Raw genomic sequence first — 14,599 nt, forward strand, 5'->3', positions numbered from 1 at the left:
TTGTTTTTACGTTTTTTGGACCGCGCATGCCGAAGCGCAGTCCAAAGACACAGTGACTCACAGGTTGCGCCGCGTCGGATCATAGGGCAAATAGATATGTACAATCCCTAAGATAGTTTTGATCTATGCTAAAGCCTTACGCGCAACGTTTTCCCTGGAATCTGGATTGGAACCTGTTGCGCACCTTCATGGTGGTGGTGGATGAGGGCGGTATCACGCCTGCGGCGCATTTTCTCGGCCTGAAACAGCCGACAATCAGCGCGGCGCTGAAGCGGCTCGAAGACATCATGGGCCGCAAGCTGGTCAATCGGTCGCCCAAGCATTTCAGTGTCACGCCCTGGGGGCGGGTGTTGTATGCCGAGGCGAGCACGATTTTTGGCGCTGTCGCGCAGTTGCCGGATCTGATGGGGGGGCTGGAAGAAGAAGTAACCGGCCAGATCAGCATCGCGGTGGCCAGTCACGTGGTGTCGACCCATTTCGATTCGGTTCTGGCGCGCTTCAACGCGCAGTACCCAAGGGTGAGCTATACGATCTCGACCATGGACAGTGCCGATGTGATTGCGCATTTGCAGCAAAACCGCGTCACCTTTGGGGTCTGCCTGCTGCAACAGGACCCCGTCGGGCTGGAGGCGCGGGTGCTCTACCGGGAGTTTTTCGGCTTTTACTGCGGGCCCTCGCACCGGCTGTATGGCTGCGAGTCGATCGACCCTGCCGAACTCCGGGACGAAGACGCGGTGTCCTTTCAGACCGATGAACTGGAGGGGTCGTTGTCCGGTGTCGCGCAGTTGCGCAGGCGTTTGGGGATGCGATCAGACCCAAAGGGGCTGTCGTCCAATCTGCCCGAAGTCCGCCGCATGATCGTGGCCAATATCGGCATCGGGGCCTTGCCGGTGCATATCGCCAGCAAGGACGTGCAGACCGGGCTGTTGTGGCAGGTGCCGCCTTACAGCGCGCTGCCTGCGGTCGATATTCACGTTTTGACCAATGGCAAACGCAGCATGAACCGGGCCGAAATCGCCTTGCTTGACATGCTGAACGACGAAATGGATTCAGTCCCATTGGCGGACCGCACCTATCACGCCTGACCGCCCGACACTGGAGGGACACATGCCAAGCGCCCGGATCAGACTGCGTCACCTCAGGTGTTTTCGCACAATCGCCCTGCTGGGGTCCGTCACCCGCGCCGCCGAAGAGTTGGGGACGGTGCAGCCTTCGGTTTCGCGGTCGCTGCGCGAACTTGAGGAAATGATTGGCAAGCCATTGTTTGACCGCAGCAATACCGGGCTGGTGCTGAACGAGGCGGGCAAGACCTTGCTGGCCTTTGTGTCCAACGGTCTGGGTCAGATCGACCGGGGATTCGAGGTGCTGCGCGGGCAGATGGCCGGGGAACGGGTCGCGGCCTATGTGCTGCCCAATGTCGTGCGGGTGATCATGCCCGGTGCGGTGCGCCGGTTCAAATCGCTCTACCCGGAGATCGACATCACCTTTTTGCCGGCGTCCGGCGGTGGATTGCGGCAATATCTGGCGCAGGGGGCCGTTGACTTTGGCTTTGGCCGATTGCTGGCGGCGGAACACATGGAGGGGTTGCATTTCGAACACCTCTACACCGAACCGCTGGCGTTCTTCACCCGCTCCGGGCACCCGCTTGCCGGACGGTCGGGGCTGGGCATTCATGACATGGATGCCTATCCGGTGGTGCTGCCCAATCCGGGCACCATCATCCGGGCCGAAATCGACCGCTTTATAATCGCGCAGGGTCTGACCCGCTTTGTGAACCAGATCGAAACCATCTCGTTCGAGTTTGCCCGCAATTACCTTGCCGCCTCGGACGCCATTGTCTGTCATCCGATGGGCGCGATGCAGCGTGAACTGGCCGAGGGGCTGGTTACGCCTCTGGACATCGCGGGCGGCGCGATGCTGGGCGCGGTGGGCATCACCACGCCGACGGGGACCGTGCCCAGCCCGGCGGCGCAACTGCTGATCGACATGATCCGCGAAGAGGTGCGGGATCAAGGCCTGTCATAGCGGTTTCGTTATGATGCATCTGGAATCATTATTTCCCCCCTGACCTGACTTCCCGTACAACCAGTGATCAGGAACCACGGGAGGAGGGGATGCGACTGTCCCTGTTGGTGCAAAGCGTATCGATGCGACGGTTGCCGATATCAGAATGGCCAAAGCAAAGAACATCCTGTTCATCATGTTCGACCAGCTGCGCTGGGATTATCTGAGTTGTTATGGTCACAAGACCCTGCATACCCCCAATATCGACCGTCTGGCTTCTAGGGGCGTGCGCTTTACCCGCGCCTATATCCAGTCGCCGATCTGCGGGTCGTCCCGCATGTCGACCTATACCGGGCGCTATGTGCACAGCCACGGGGCCAGCTGGAACGGCATCCCGCTCAAGGTGGGGGAGATCACGATGGGTGATCACCTGCGCAAGCTGGGCATGTCGTGCCATCTGGTCGGCAAGACCCATATGCGGGCCGATGCCGAAGGGATGGCGCGTCTGGGTCTGGAACCCGACAGCCTGATCGGCGCACGCGTCGCCGAATGCGGCTTTGACGTCTATGAACGCGACGACGGGATGCTGCCCGAGGGACCGGATGGCCCCTATGATCCGGACGGCGCCAAGCAGTACAACAAGTACCTGAGGTCCAAAGGCTATGAGAGCGACAACCCGTGGCACGATTTTGCCAACTCGGGGCTGGATGACGCGGGTAACGTGCTGTCGGGCTGGTTCCTCAAGAATTCCAGCGAAGCGGCCAACATCGCCGAGGAAGACAGCGAAACCCCCTATCTGACAGGGCGCGGCATGGCGTTCATGGCGGCGCAGGACGGCCCGTGGTGTTGCCACCTGAGTTTTATCAAGCCGCACTGGCCCTATGTCGTGCCCGAACCCTATGCCAGCATGTATGGCGCCGAGGACGTGCAGCCGGTGATCCGCTCGGACACCGAGCGGGCAGAGGCGCATCCGGTGCTGGGGGCCTTTATGGGCACCCGCGTCGGAGAGGCGTTTTCAAGGGCCGATGTGCGCGACGCGGTGATCCCCGCCTACATGGGGCTGATCAAACAGGCCGACGACCAGATGGGCCGCCTGTTCCAGTGGATGGAGGACACCGGCCGGATGGAGGACACGCTGATCGTTGTGACCTCTGATCACGGTGATTTCCTTGGCGATCACTGGATGGGGGAAAAGACCTTTTTCCACGACACCTCCGCCAAGGTGCCGCTGATCATCTACGATCCGTCCGAGGCGGCGGATGCGACGCGCGGCACGGTCTGCGACGCGCTGGTGGAATCCATCGATCTTGCCCCGACCTTTGTCGAGGTCGCGGGCGGTACGCCGGACTATCACGTGCTGGAGGGCGAAAGCCTGCTGCCGATCCTGCGCGGCGAACGCGATGACACGCTGCGCGATTACGCAATCTGCGAATATGACTACTCTGCCTCGCCTGTCGCGGCGCAGATGAATGTGGCGGTGCGCGATGCGGTGATGTTCTGCGTGATCGACACGCGGTGGAAGCTGATCCATTGCGAAGGCGGCCATCGCCCGTTGCTGTTCGACCTGCAAGCCGATCCGATGGAGCTTGTCGATCTTGGCGGACGCGAGGATCACGCCGAGATTATCGCGGCGATGTATGACAAGCTGTTCACATGGACCCGGCGGCAGTCGCAGCGCACCACGCGCAGCGAAGCGCAACTGGTCGAGATGCGGACCAAGACGGCGCGGCGCGGCATCGTTCTGGGCGTCTATGACGAGAACGATATCCCGCTGGACCTGACCGTGCATTACCGGGGCCGCAAGGCGCCGGACATGAAAGCGGGGCCAAAGGGCACCTAGTCAAGACCGCCGGGGCAGGAGGAGCCACGGCCAAAATGGTTCAAGGGAGGAAGCCATGAAACGATTCACAAAGACTTTTGCCGGGCTGTGTCTGGCAGGCGCAATGGCGGCGGGGACGGCCTCGGCGCAGGTGAACCTGACGGCCGAGGCGTCCTCGCCCGGCAACAGTCCGCATGTCAGCATCCTGCACCTGTCCGAGGTCGCGGCGGGTGCGGGCATCGCCAGCCTTCAGGTCCGCGAGGGCCAGACGCTGACCAACTCGATCCTGAACGTCGCCAATGGCAGCACCGACATCGCACCGATGCCGCTGATCCTTGGGTTCCTGATGGCCAAGGGACGCGGACCCTATTCCAGCCTTGGCGAAGAGCAGGGGGCCGAACTGGCCGCGAACCTGCGCGCGCTTTATCCCTACAACGCCGGGGCCTATGGGTTGATCGCGCTGGAAAGCGAAGGCATCGCCACATGGGACGATCTGGCGGGCAAGAACGTCTGGAACGGTCCGCCGCGCGGCGCTGCGCTGGTGAATGCCCGTCAGGCGATCTTTCTGGCCGCCGGTCTGAAGGACGGCGAAGGCTATACCGGCCATCAGGACAATTGGGGTCAACTGCCGCAACGTCTTGTGGACGGGTCGATGGACGCCTTTGTCTTTCCGCTGACCTTTCCGTCGGCACGGGCCACGATGATGCAGGCGGCGGGCGATATCGTCATGATCTCGACCCCCAAGGACATCTTCGAAAGCGACGCCTATCAGCGTGTTTTCAAGGCACCGGGCAATGTGCCTATCGTCGTGAAATGGCAGGATATGGGCTATGGTGCCGACAGCGGCGTGCGCCTGATTTCGGACGACGACAGCTATCGCGGGATTGGAACCGCCTTTGCCGACGTTGTGCACAAGGACATGGACTTTGACATGGTCAAGGCGCTGGTGGCGGAATACATCGCCACGCTGGACGCGCTCAAGCTCAAGACGCCGTACATGAAGAACGTGAACCTCGCGGTTCTGGACCCGGAAGCCTCGGGATTTTGCGGGATCAACCCGCTCAAATACCACCCCGGCGCCGTCGCGGCTTGGGAAGAGGCCGGGTATACCGTGCCGGACTGCGCCAAGGACTGATCTCGCGTAGCGCCGGGCCGGTTTTCTGATGCGCCGCCCGGCGCGCCCCATTCTCGTGTCAACTGAACCCTTGAACCGGAGCCTTGGTCATGAGCACCGACACCCTTCCGCGTCGTACCGTCTACACTCGGATTTCCTTGGTCCTTGGCCTTGTGCTGGTGGCGATCGGGCTGTTGAACACGATGCCGTCGATCCCCGGACTGGATGACTGGGTGACGCGCACCTTCGGCGAAGGGGTCCTGATCCGGCGGTTCAGCTTTGAGTATCTTGCGCCGGTCTGTTTCGTGATTATGATGACGATTGTCGCGCTGGATCAGTCGATGGCGCGGCTTTATCGCGCGCGGGGCAGGGCGCAGTCCCTTCTTGGTCTTTGCATGGACATTGCGCTGGTTGTCATGGCCTTTGCCATCGCGGCGGCCTACCTGATCGAGATCGATTCTGTCTGTCTGATCGATCAGATCACCGGCGAACGGGCAGAGCTGATCGCCCGTGCATTGCTGGATGAGATCGAATTTGCCGAGTCGATGGGCCTGCCGCCGCCGACAACCATCGACGACCCGTCCTGCATCGACACGCTGGGCCTTGGGATCTTTCCGCTGATGGCGGTCGCGATAGTCGTCTTTCTGGGCTACAACGTGCGGGTCTGGGGCTTTCCGCTGGTGGCGGTGGCGATCCTGATCGCCGCCTACACCATGGCGACGGTGCTGATCTGGTACGTCTTTGGCGCGGACGACATGAACAAATACCTCGTGACCAAGCTGGGCGGAGAGCCGCGCCAGTTGATCGACGGGCGGCCCGACGTGCAGGACATCCTTGTGAACAACGCCCAGGGCCTGCTGGGGCGGTTCATGGCGATCCTGATGAGCACGGTCTTTCCCTACATCGTGCTTGGCGCGCTCTTTGGTGTCTCCGCAGGGGGCAAGTCGCTGATCAAGCTGGCCTTTCTCTGGACGCGCCGCCTGCGGGGCGGCCCGGCGCATGCCGCCATCGTGTCCTCTGCCATGTTTGGCACCATCTCTGGCGGGCCGGTGGTGAACGTGTTGTCGACCGGGGTGCTGACCATTCCGATGATGCTGAAGCGTGGCTTTGACCGGCGGTTTTCCGGCGGGATAGAGGCGGCGGCCTCATCCGGCGGGCAGATCATGCCGCCGGTCATGGGGGTTGCGGCCTTTGTCCTTGCCGCGATGACCGTGGTCCCCTACCGCGAGGTGATCATCGCGGCGACCCTGCCTGCGGTGGCCTACTTTGGCTGTCTCTTTCTGACGGTCGCCTTTCAGGCCCGCAAACAGGGGATCGAGGCGGTGGGTGACGTCACCGAGGACATGCGCCTGACCGGCGAGGACAAGCTGCATCTCCTGATGATCTTTCTGCCGGTGCTGCTGATCCTCGTGCTGTTGCTGACCCCGAAAGAGGCGGTGGGCTGCGGACCGCTGGCGTCTTTCTGGGGCGTGACGCAGATCGTCACCGGCGACAACTGCCGCGCCCAAAACCTGCCGTGGCTGCTGGAACTGATCCAGAACTCCGCCGGGGATGCGGGCTCTGCCGGATGGTGGGCGGCGGCGCTGCTGATCGGGTTGTTCTTTCTGGACCGTGAGATCCGGCGCAAACCCGGACAGATCGTTGCTGCGCTGGCGGATGCCGGGCTGTTGGTCAGCCGTCTGTACCTGATGTTCCTTGCCGTGTCGGTGATCGACTTTTGTCTGAATTTCACCGGCCTGTCGAATTATGTCGCCGTGGACGTGCTGAGCTGGCTCAGCAGCTCGGGCGCGGAGATCGGGCAGAACGGGCTGTTCCTGCTGCTGGCGCTGCTGGCGACCATGGTTCTGGCGGTTCTTCTGGGCATGGGGATGCCGACGGTGCCGGCCTATATCAACGTGGCGTTGCTGATGGGGCCGATGCTGGTCGGGCTGGGCATTGCGACCTTCACGGCCAACATGTTCATCTTCTACTTTGCCGTCGCTTCGGCGATCACGCCACCCGTGGCCGTGGCGGCCTTTGCCGCCGCGTCGATCACCGGGGCCGATCCGATGCGGACGGGGGTCGCGGCGGTGCGCGCGGGCATCGTGATGTTTGTGATCCCTTTTATCTTTGCCTTCTATCCCGAACTGTTGCTGATCGAGCAGGCGCAACTGAACCCGCTGCCCGGCGGTGACCGTTACCTGCCCGGTCTGGACGGCGGGGTGCATCCGCTGCACCTGCTGGGGTTGCTGGCGCGGCTGGCGCTGGCGTTTTACCTGCTGGCCAGCGTGCTGGCGCGGTTCGATACCGCCCCGCTGGGACGTGTCGAGATGGCGCTGCGCCTTGGTCTTGCGGTGCTGATCATGATGAAGTCGCCATACCTGTTCGCGGTCGGCGTGGTCGCGGGCATCGCCTTGATCGTGTGGCATCGCCGGTCGGCGGGGGCAGGGCAGGTGCAACGAACCTGAGCCCATCGACCAGAGGGCCGGGCGCACGTCGCCGATGCGGCGGACAATTGGTATGTACGGCTGACCGGCAGCCCGCTGCCCTTCGCCCGCTGACCAGCCGCCTATGCCCTTGGCATCCGGACAGGATGTGGCATTCTGCGCGCCATTGTCATCGACGTGGGCCATCGCCCGCGAACGGAGCGCCGGGATGGACAAGCTATCCGTCATGAACGCCTATTGCCGGATCGTCGAGCGGGGCAGCTTTGTCCGCGCGGCAGAGGATCTGGGCGTGTCCTCGGCGCTGCTCAGCCGCGAGGTCAAGCTGCTGGAGGAAAGCCTTGGCTGCCTGCTGCTGACGCGTTCCACGCGGTCGATGTCGCTGACCGAACAGGGGCGGCATTACTACGAGGAATCGCGCGCGTTGCTGCGCGCGGTCGGTGAGGTCGAGGACCGCATCCGCGCCGGGGTCGGCAGTGTGCGCGGTCATCTGAGGATCAATGTGCCCTCGTCCTTTGGCCAGATGGTGATTGCCCCCATGCTGCCCGACTTTCTGGAGCGGTTCCCCGATCTGCGCTTTACCATGTCGCTCGACGACCGGGTGGTGGACATGGTCGAGGGCGGGTTCGACCTGTCGATCCGCATTCGCCCGACCTTGCCGGATTCGGCTCTGATCGTGCGGCGCATCGGCCACGTGCGGCAACGGATATTTGCCGCCCGGTCCTATCTGGACCGGGCCGGGACGCCGCAGGGGCCAGCGGATCTGACCCGGCACCGCCTGCTGGGGTTCCTGATGGCCGACCACCTGACCCGCTGGACCCTGACCGGCCCCGAGGGCGACACGGTGCTGGACATCGACCCGTCGGTCCGCGTCGGCAACAGCCTTGTCCTGCGCGACCTGCTGATTGCGGGGCAGGGGATTGGCACCCTGCCGGACTTTGTGTCTGACGATCCCGTGGCGCGTGGCCTGCTGGTGCCTGTCCTGCCGGACCATGAATTGCCGGGGCCAGAGGTTTTTGCCGTCACCGCCTCACGTCTGGGCATGGATGCGCGGGTGAATGCCTTTCTCGAACATCTGCAACAGGCGATGGGCGACGGGACAGGTGGACGTCCTTGATCACTTGAGCGGGCACGGGGGCTGGTCCTGACTGTCTCAAGACTGCGGGACACGGTTATGGCGGTCCGGGCGAACTTGGCGTAGGGCTATACGAACGTATACCCAAGGAGCATGCCCATGACCCCCTCAGTGCGTCCAGCCGTCCTTGCTGATCTGGACATCATGGCTGATCTGCTGCTGCGCGACGCAGAGCAAAGGCAGGTCGCCAATCCCGTCTTGTGGACACTGAAGGCCGATGCCCGCGAGCAGATCGTCATGGCCATCAAACGGGCGATGGAGAGCGAAAACCCGCCGTTTCGCCAGCAATGGCTACTGGCCGAGGCAGGGGGCGCTGTGGTCGGGGTGATCCACACCATCCTGTTGCCGGTGCCGCCGATCTATGCCGGTGAATTCGGGGCGCCGGGGCTGATCATGGAAGACAGCTTTGTGTCTGATGACGCGCCGGATGGCACCCGGTCGGTGTTGCTGGATGCGGCAGAGGCCGACCTTGTCGGCGCAGGGGCAAAGGTTCTGGTGGCGTCGTCTGTCGTCGGTGGCAACTGGGCGCAGGACTATCAGGCACGGGCCTATGACCCGCTGACGCTGTATCTGGCGCGGACCGGCCTGCGGGATGCCCCTGCCGCCACGTCTGTGCGCAAGGCGTCCGATGCGGATGTGGCCGCGATTGTGGGCCTCAGCGCCGACCACAGGCAGATCCTGCTGGACCTGAACACCTTCTGGAAACCGCATCCCGACGCGGATATCCGGTTTGGCAACTGGATGACCCGCAGCCTGACATTGGCGGATCGCGACATGTTCGTGTCCGACCCGGAGGGCGAGGTTGAGGGCTATGTCATCTCACAACCCGCGACCGCCCTGCATTTCCCGCCCGCGCATGACATTGCCGCCACCGGGTTCATCGACGACTTTCACCATACAGACCTGCATGACCCGACCCGAATTGACGGTGCCGGAACCGGTGCGTCGGATCTGTTTGCGGCGGCAGAGGCGGCATTGGCCAAGCGGCAGAACGATGCGGCGCTTGTTGTCTGTCCCGCGGCCTGGACGTCGAAGAAGAACCTGCTTGGCTCCTTGGGGTATGAAACCGCTCTGGTCTGGTACATCAAACGCTAGTCGGGGCCCGCATTCTTCAACCGGCGTAAAGAATGACTTGAGAACGGGCCGGTTATTCCCGACCCCTGTCTGACCGATCTTCTGCGTATCGCACCCTACACAGGAGACATCCCATGCCCCGCATTCTTGTTCTTTACTATTCCAGCTATGGCCACGTCCGCGATCTGGCCCGCGCCGAGGCCGAAGGCGCGCTGAGCGTGCCCGGCACCCATGTCGATATCCGCCGCGTGCCTGAAACGGTGCCAGAGGCGGTGCGCCATTCTGCGGGCTATGTCGCGGATGCGACGCCGGTTGCGACCCCGGCGGACATGACGGCCTATGATGGCATCATCTTTGGCACCCCCACCCGGTTTGGCCTGATGACGGCGCAGATGAAGCAGTTCCTTGATCAGGCAGGCGGGCTTTGGGCCAGCAACGCGCTGGTCGGCAAGGTGGGGGCGGTTTTTGCCTCGACCGGCTCACAGCACGGCGGGCATGAGGCGGTTCTGTTGTCCGCGCATATCCCGCTGATGCATTTCGGAATGCTGATCGCCGGGCTGCCCTACACCTTTGCCGGGCAGACCTCTGCCGAGGGCATTCTGGGCGGCACGCCCTACGGGGCCGGGACCATCGCCGGGGCGGACGGCTCTTTGATGCCGACGCCCACTGACCTTGAGGGAGCGCGGTTTCAGGGCGCGCATGTGGCGCGGATCGCGGCGCGCATGGCGGCGGGTGCGGCACGGGAGGCGGCGGCATGAGCCTGTTCACAAAGCCCAAGCGCCCGTCGCCCCGGACCGCCCGCAGGCAGTTGCAAGGCATGTCCGACCACCTGCTGCGCGACATCGGTCTGACCCCGGATCCGACGCCGCCGCGTGTTCCGCATCCGCCCCTTTGGTGACCTGACAGGAGACCCGACATGACCCGCACAACCGATATCGTCCTCACGGCGCTGGCCCCGGCCATCTGGGGCAGCACCTATCTGGTCACAACCGAGGCCCTGCCGCCCGGCCATCCGGTGACGCTTGCCATGTTGCGCGCTCTGCCCGCTGGCTTGCTGTTGCTGGCGCTGACGCGCTGCCTGCCGCCGCGCGCGTGGCTGGGGCGGACCTTTGCGCTGGGCGCATTGAACTTTGCGCTGTTCTGGGTGCTGCTTTTCGTGGCGGCCTATCGCCTGCCCGGCGGTGTGGCGGCGACGTTGGGGGCGTTGCAGGCGATGATGGTGATCGGCATGGCGCGCGGCTGGCTGGGCACGCCCATCCGCGCGGGCGCGGTGATCGCAGCGGCCTGCGGTATTGCGGGGGTGGCGCTGTTGCTGCTGGGGCCAGAGGCCGCGCTTGATCCTCTGGGGGTCGCCGCCGGACTGGGCGGGGCGGCCTCCATGGCGGCGGGCACGGTGCTCAGCCGCAAGTGGCAGCCGCCGGTCCCGGCGCTGAGTTTTACCGCATGGCAATTGACCGCCGGGGGGCTGATCCTCGTGCCCCTTGCGCTGCTGCTGGAGCCGCCATTGCCTGCGCTGACCATGCTCAACATCGCCGGTCTGGCATGGCTTGGCCTGATCGGTGCGGCGGCGACCTATTGGCTGTGGTTTCGCGGCGTTGCGAGGCTGGAACCGGGGGCGGTGTCCATGCTGGGCATGATGAGCCCGGTGACAGCCGTCATACTGGGGTGGCTGTGGCTGGGGCAGGCGCTGAGCGTCGTCCAGATGGCCGGGGCGGTGATTGTGCTGGGATCGGTTCTTGCCGGTCAGTTTGCCAATCGTCCGGGCGCCGCAAGGTCGCTGGGGTCGCTCTCCCTTGGCCAAGCGGCCAAGGTCAGAAACGGGTGATGGGGTAAGGGCGCGTGCTGCCTTGGTGTCGGTTACGTTGGTTGCCTTTGAGGGAGAAATCCCCAGCCGTGACTGGACCAAGGCAATGGCAGGGCGTGCCCGTGCACAAGGGGGGGCTCCTATCCTGAAACAAGCACCTCTGGACGTTGAAACCGAAGCAGGGAGAAATCACCGTTCAGGGCACTGTCCAGCCCGGCGGCACGTGCCATGGACCATGCCAAGGCAAGGTTGCTGCCAAAGACCGGCAGGCCCAGTTCCCGCTCAAGCGGTCCGATCACATCGAGGGTCCGCAGGTTGGTGCAGGACAAAAAGATCCCGTCCACATCGCCGTGGCGCGTCACCTCACGCGCGGCGGCCATCACGCTGTCGGCGGTGATGCGCGCTACGTTTGCCTCTACCTCTTCGCCGAAATGGACGGCGCGCGTGACCTTCAAGCCGTCGGTTTCAAAGGCGTCGCTGACCGGTTGCGCCACATCGGCGCGATAGGGGGACACCAGCCCCAGCCTGCGAATTCCAAGGTGTGCGCAAACCGCCCGCGCCGCGCTGAGCGGATCGCAAACCGCATCCGTGTGGCGGCCCGACCGGATCAGCTCTGCCACCCGGTCGACGCCGATCAGCGTTGTGCCCGAGGTGCAGCCATAGCCGACCGCCGCATAGTGCGGGGTCTGCGGCAGCATCGACGCGGCCTCTGGCAGGTCCAGCGCCATCTGCGCAATCATCGCGGGCGTCACGGCGGCCCCCGCGCGCACGCGGCTGACATAGATCCTGACGGCGCTGCTCCCGAACAGCCGCAGGATGTCGCCCTCGATTGTTTCATCCGTTTGCAGAACGATCAGGCCCAGTACGGGCGCGCCGGGGGCCGACAGGTCGTAGGGAAAGCTGCTCATATCTCGATCTCCGGCAACGCGCAGGGGGCGCGGGGCGACAACAGGTCCGGGCCATCGGCGCGCAGGACGATGTTTTCTTCGTGTACCATGATCTTGCCCGGCGCGATCTCGACCGATGGTTCCAGCGTCAGCACCATGTTTTCGCGCAGGACGGTGGGGTCGCGATCGGTGAACGAGGGCCATTCGGTCAGCGTCACGCCCAACCCGTGCCCCAGCCTCCCGCCGCAGGGGGTGGCCCCCTGCGCAGTCAGGCTCTGTGTCAGCAGATGGTGCGCGTCACGTGCGGTCATGCCGGGCCGCAGCTGCGCCAGCGCCTGTTCCGTTGCCTCATACAGCGCCGCCTGCGCGCGGCGGGCAGCATCGGACGGCGGGCCGATGGCAAAGTTGCGGTCGAAATCGCAGAAATACCCCGCCTTCACCGCGCCGGTGTCCAGCATCAGGATATCGCCGCGCTGCAACGGGATCGGCTGCGCCGGAGAGATCACATCGCCATAGCCGCCGGGACCCGCGCCACCGGCGGTATAGCTGACCCAATCCGCACCCGCCTCCAGCAAAGCGGCCTGAAAGTGGCGGAACACGGCGTCCAGCCGCCGGTCGGTGGCGACGATGGTCGGGACGGCGTCAAAGGCGCGCCCGGCGATGGCGCAAATGCTGCGGATCGCGGCGATTTCCTGTTCGGACTTGATCTCACGCACCCGCTGCACGGTGTCGGTGGCATCGACAAAGGCGCGCGGGGCCAGCGCGGCGGTCAGGCGCAGATAGTCGCCCAGCGGCATCCGCAGGCTGGTTTCCAGACCCATGGGCAGACCGATGCGGCCACGTTCGGGGACAAGACCGGCCAGTGTGTCGGTCAGCAGACCGATGCCGTCATCCACCGGGTCCGGGGCGGGCCATGTCCGGATGTCACCCACGTGGCACTCTGCCATCAGATGCGCGCCGATCTCTGGGATGACCGCCACCGGCGCGCCGGTTTGCGGCAGGATCACGAACCACGGTCGCGCCGGGCTTTCCCAGAACCGGGTCAGAAATCCGGTGAGGTAGAACACATCGGCGGGAGAGGTCAGCAGCAATGCGTCCTGTCCCGCCTCCGCCATGCGCGCCTGCATGGCCTGCCAGCGGCGCGCGTATTCGCCTGCGCCAAAACCGGGTCGCGCGTCAGCCATCTTCGGGCCCTTCGCTCAGCACCGCCAGCACCCGCGCCTGTGGTCCGATGCCCGGCAATCCGGCGATCAGCGCGGCCAGCCCCGCCCCGCCAGAGGGGGTGGTGGCAAAGCCGTGCCGGTCCAGCAGGGCCACACCGGCGGCCGCCTCGTCCTCGGTGATGGTCACAAAGCTGTCGGCATCCCGCGAAAGCCCCGCCAGCGCGATCATCGAGGGCGTCTTGCAGTCCAGCCGCCCCATGCAGGACACCGGACCGGGGGCGGTCACCGCCTGTCCGGCGCGAACGCTTTCGATCAGGGCAGGCGCGGCCTCTGGTTCGACCACGACGATCTGCGGTGCGTCCCCCCAGGCCTTGCGGAAATGTGCCGTCAAGGCCGCCGCCATGCCGCCCACACCGGCCTGCAACAGGATATGGCTGGGCGGGGCGGGCATTTGCGCGACGACCTCACCGGCCAGTTGCAGATAGCCCTCCATCACCGCCAGCGGCGGGTCGGTGTAGCCCTCCCACGAACTGTCGGACAGCAGGGTCCAGCCATGGTCCGCAGCGGCCCGTTGCGCGGCCTCCATGCTGTCCTCATAGGTGGCGCCCGCGCGGACAACCTCGGCCCCCTTGGCGCGGAGCCGTTCGGCAAAGGCCTCGGGCACCGTCTGTGCCAGATAGATCACCGCGCGCGCGCCAAAGACCGCTGCTCCCGCCGCCACCGACAGGCCGTGGTTGCCCGCGCTGGCGGCGACATAGGTCCGGCCCGGTGCGGCGTGTTCGCCCCCATTGGCACGGGCGTCCTTTGCAATCGCATAGGCTGCGCCAAGTGCCTTGAAACTGCCCAGACCCATGCGCCCGCTTTCGTCCTTGATATGCAGGGCCGCCACGCCGCAGGCGCGCGCCAGATCGGGGGCGGACCGCAGCGGTGTCACGCCATGTTTCGGGCATTGCTCCAGCAGGGACGCAACCGGCGCAGGATTGTCCTTTGGCATCGGCCAGTCCCGCAAAAGGCCGGTGCCCCGGACGGGGTTGGAAAAACTCTCGGGCAAGGGGGGCCTCCGGTGACAAGGGATGACCTGCCAAGCGTAGGCGCATTCGAAAGGGCGCGTAAACCTCGCCACCGGCAGTCTTGGGGCGGAATTCGACCTGCGGGGCACGCGAGGGGCTTTTCCCT

Annotated in this window: 13 protein-coding genes; 10 read left to right on the forward strand and 3 right to left on the reverse strand. The window is 64.7% G+C overall.

The features are described 5' to 3' along the window. Window positions 1-125 precede the first annotated feature (125 nt). The 10 genes from ACN0S5_RS06685 (at window position 126) to ACN0S5_RS06730 (ending at window position 11,394) form a co-directional block, all read left to right on the forward strand. Window positions 126-1,085 carry a LysR family transcriptional regulator gene (locus tag ACN0S5_RS06685; RefSeq protein ID WP_417207191.1) on the forward strand — a complete coding sequence of 320 codons (960 nt, stop codon included), beginning with the start codon at window positions 126-128 and terminating at the stop codon, window positions 1,083-1,085. A gap of 22 nt (window positions 1,086-1,107) precedes the next feature. Then, complete coding sequence (locus ACN0S5_RS06690; protein ID WP_417207194.1) at window positions 1,108-2,025, forward strand: LysR substrate-binding domain-containing protein; 918 nt, start codon at window positions 1,108-1,110, stop codon at window positions 2,023-2,025. 145 nt (window positions 2,026-2,170) lie between these two features. Continuing rightward, on the forward strand, window positions 2,171-3,844 hold the full coding sequence (locus tag ACN0S5_RS06695; protein ID WP_417207195.1) for a sulfatase-like hydrolase/transferase: 1,674 nt from the start codon (window positions 2,171-2,173) through the stop codon (window positions 3,842-3,844). 55 nt (window positions 3,845-3,899) lie between these two features. After that, on the forward strand, window positions 3,900-4,958 hold the full coding sequence (locus tag ACN0S5_RS06700) for a TAXI family TRAP transporter solute-binding subunit (RefSeq protein WP_417207196.1): 1,059 nt from the start codon (window positions 3,900-3,902) through the stop codon (window positions 4,956-4,958). A gap of 89 nt (window positions 4,959-5,047) precedes the next feature. Continuing rightward, window positions 5,048-7,384, forward strand: a complete 2,337-nt coding sequence (locus tag ACN0S5_RS06705) for a TRAP transporter fused permease subunit (RefSeq protein WP_417207198.1) — start codon at window positions 5,048-5,050, stop codon at window positions 7,382-7,384. Between the two features lie 187 nt (window positions 7,385-7,571). After that, window positions 7,572-8,477 carry a LysR substrate-binding domain-containing protein gene (locus ACN0S5_RS06710; protein ID WP_417207200.1) on the forward strand — a complete coding sequence of 302 codons (906 nt, stop codon included), beginning with the start codon at window positions 7,572-7,574 and terminating at the stop codon, window positions 8,475-8,477. Window positions 8,478-8,594: 117 nt separating this feature from the next. Beyond that, window positions 8,595-9,590 carry a hypothetical protein gene (locus tag ACN0S5_RS06715; protein WP_417207203.1) on the forward strand — a complete coding sequence of 332 codons (996 nt, stop codon included), beginning with the start codon at window positions 8,595-8,597 and terminating at the stop codon, window positions 9,588-9,590. A 113-nt stretch (window positions 9,591-9,703) separates the two neighbouring features. Next, window positions 9,704-10,327, forward strand: a complete 624-nt coding sequence (gene wrbA / locus ACN0S5_RS06720; RefSeq protein WP_417207205.1) for an NAD(P)H:quinone oxidoreductase — start codon at window positions 9,704-9,706, stop codon at window positions 10,325-10,327. Further along, on the forward strand, window positions 10,324-10,467 hold the full coding sequence (locus ACN0S5_RS06725; RefSeq protein ID WP_417207206.1) for a DUF1127 domain-containing protein: 144 nt from the start codon (window positions 10,324-10,326) through the stop codon (window positions 10,465-10,467). Before wrbA ends, ACN0S5_RS06725 begins: the two co-directional genes overlap by 4 nt. 18 nt (window positions 10,468-10,485) lie before the next feature. Next, on the forward strand, window positions 10,486-11,394 hold the full coding sequence (locus ACN0S5_RS06730; RefSeq protein WP_417207208.1) for an EamA family transporter: 909 nt from the start codon (window positions 10,486-10,488) through the stop codon (window positions 11,392-11,394). A 119-nt stretch (window positions 11,395-11,513) separates the two neighbouring features. On the opposite strand, the gene ACN0S5_RS06735 is transcribed toward ACN0S5_RS06730, so the two are convergent. Genes ACN0S5_RS06735 through ACN0S5_RS06745 form a run of 3 tightly spaced genes read right to left on the reverse strand, consistent with a single transcriptional unit; the run spans window position 11,514 to window position 14,474 of the window. Beyond that, the gene (locus ACN0S5_RS06735; protein WP_417207210.1) at window positions 11,514-12,281 is read right to left on the reverse strand and encodes an Asp/Glu racemase; all 768 of its coding nucleotides are present in this window, start codon (window positions 12,279-12,281) and stop codon (window positions 11,514-11,516) included. Further along, on the reverse strand, window positions 12,278-13,444 hold the full coding sequence (locus tag ACN0S5_RS06740; RefSeq protein WP_417207213.1) for a M24 family metallopeptidase: 1,167 nt from the start codon (window positions 13,442-13,444) through the stop codon (window positions 12,278-12,280). Before ACN0S5_RS06740 ends, ACN0S5_RS06735 begins: the two co-directional genes overlap by 4 nt. Beyond that, complete coding sequence (locus ACN0S5_RS06745) at window positions 13,437-14,474, reverse strand: pyridoxal-phosphate dependent enzyme (RefSeq protein ID WP_417207214.1); 1,038 nt, start codon at window positions 14,472-14,474, stop codon at window positions 13,437-13,439. Before ACN0S5_RS06745 ends, ACN0S5_RS06740 begins: the two co-directional genes overlap by 8 nt. Between the last annotated feature and the right edge of the window lie 125 nt (window positions 14,475-14,599).

Source organism: Antarctobacter sp. (genome assembly GCF_048262615.1).
GTDB lineage: Bacteria > Pseudomonadota > Alphaproteobacteria > Rhodobacterales > Rhodobacteraceae > Antarctobacter.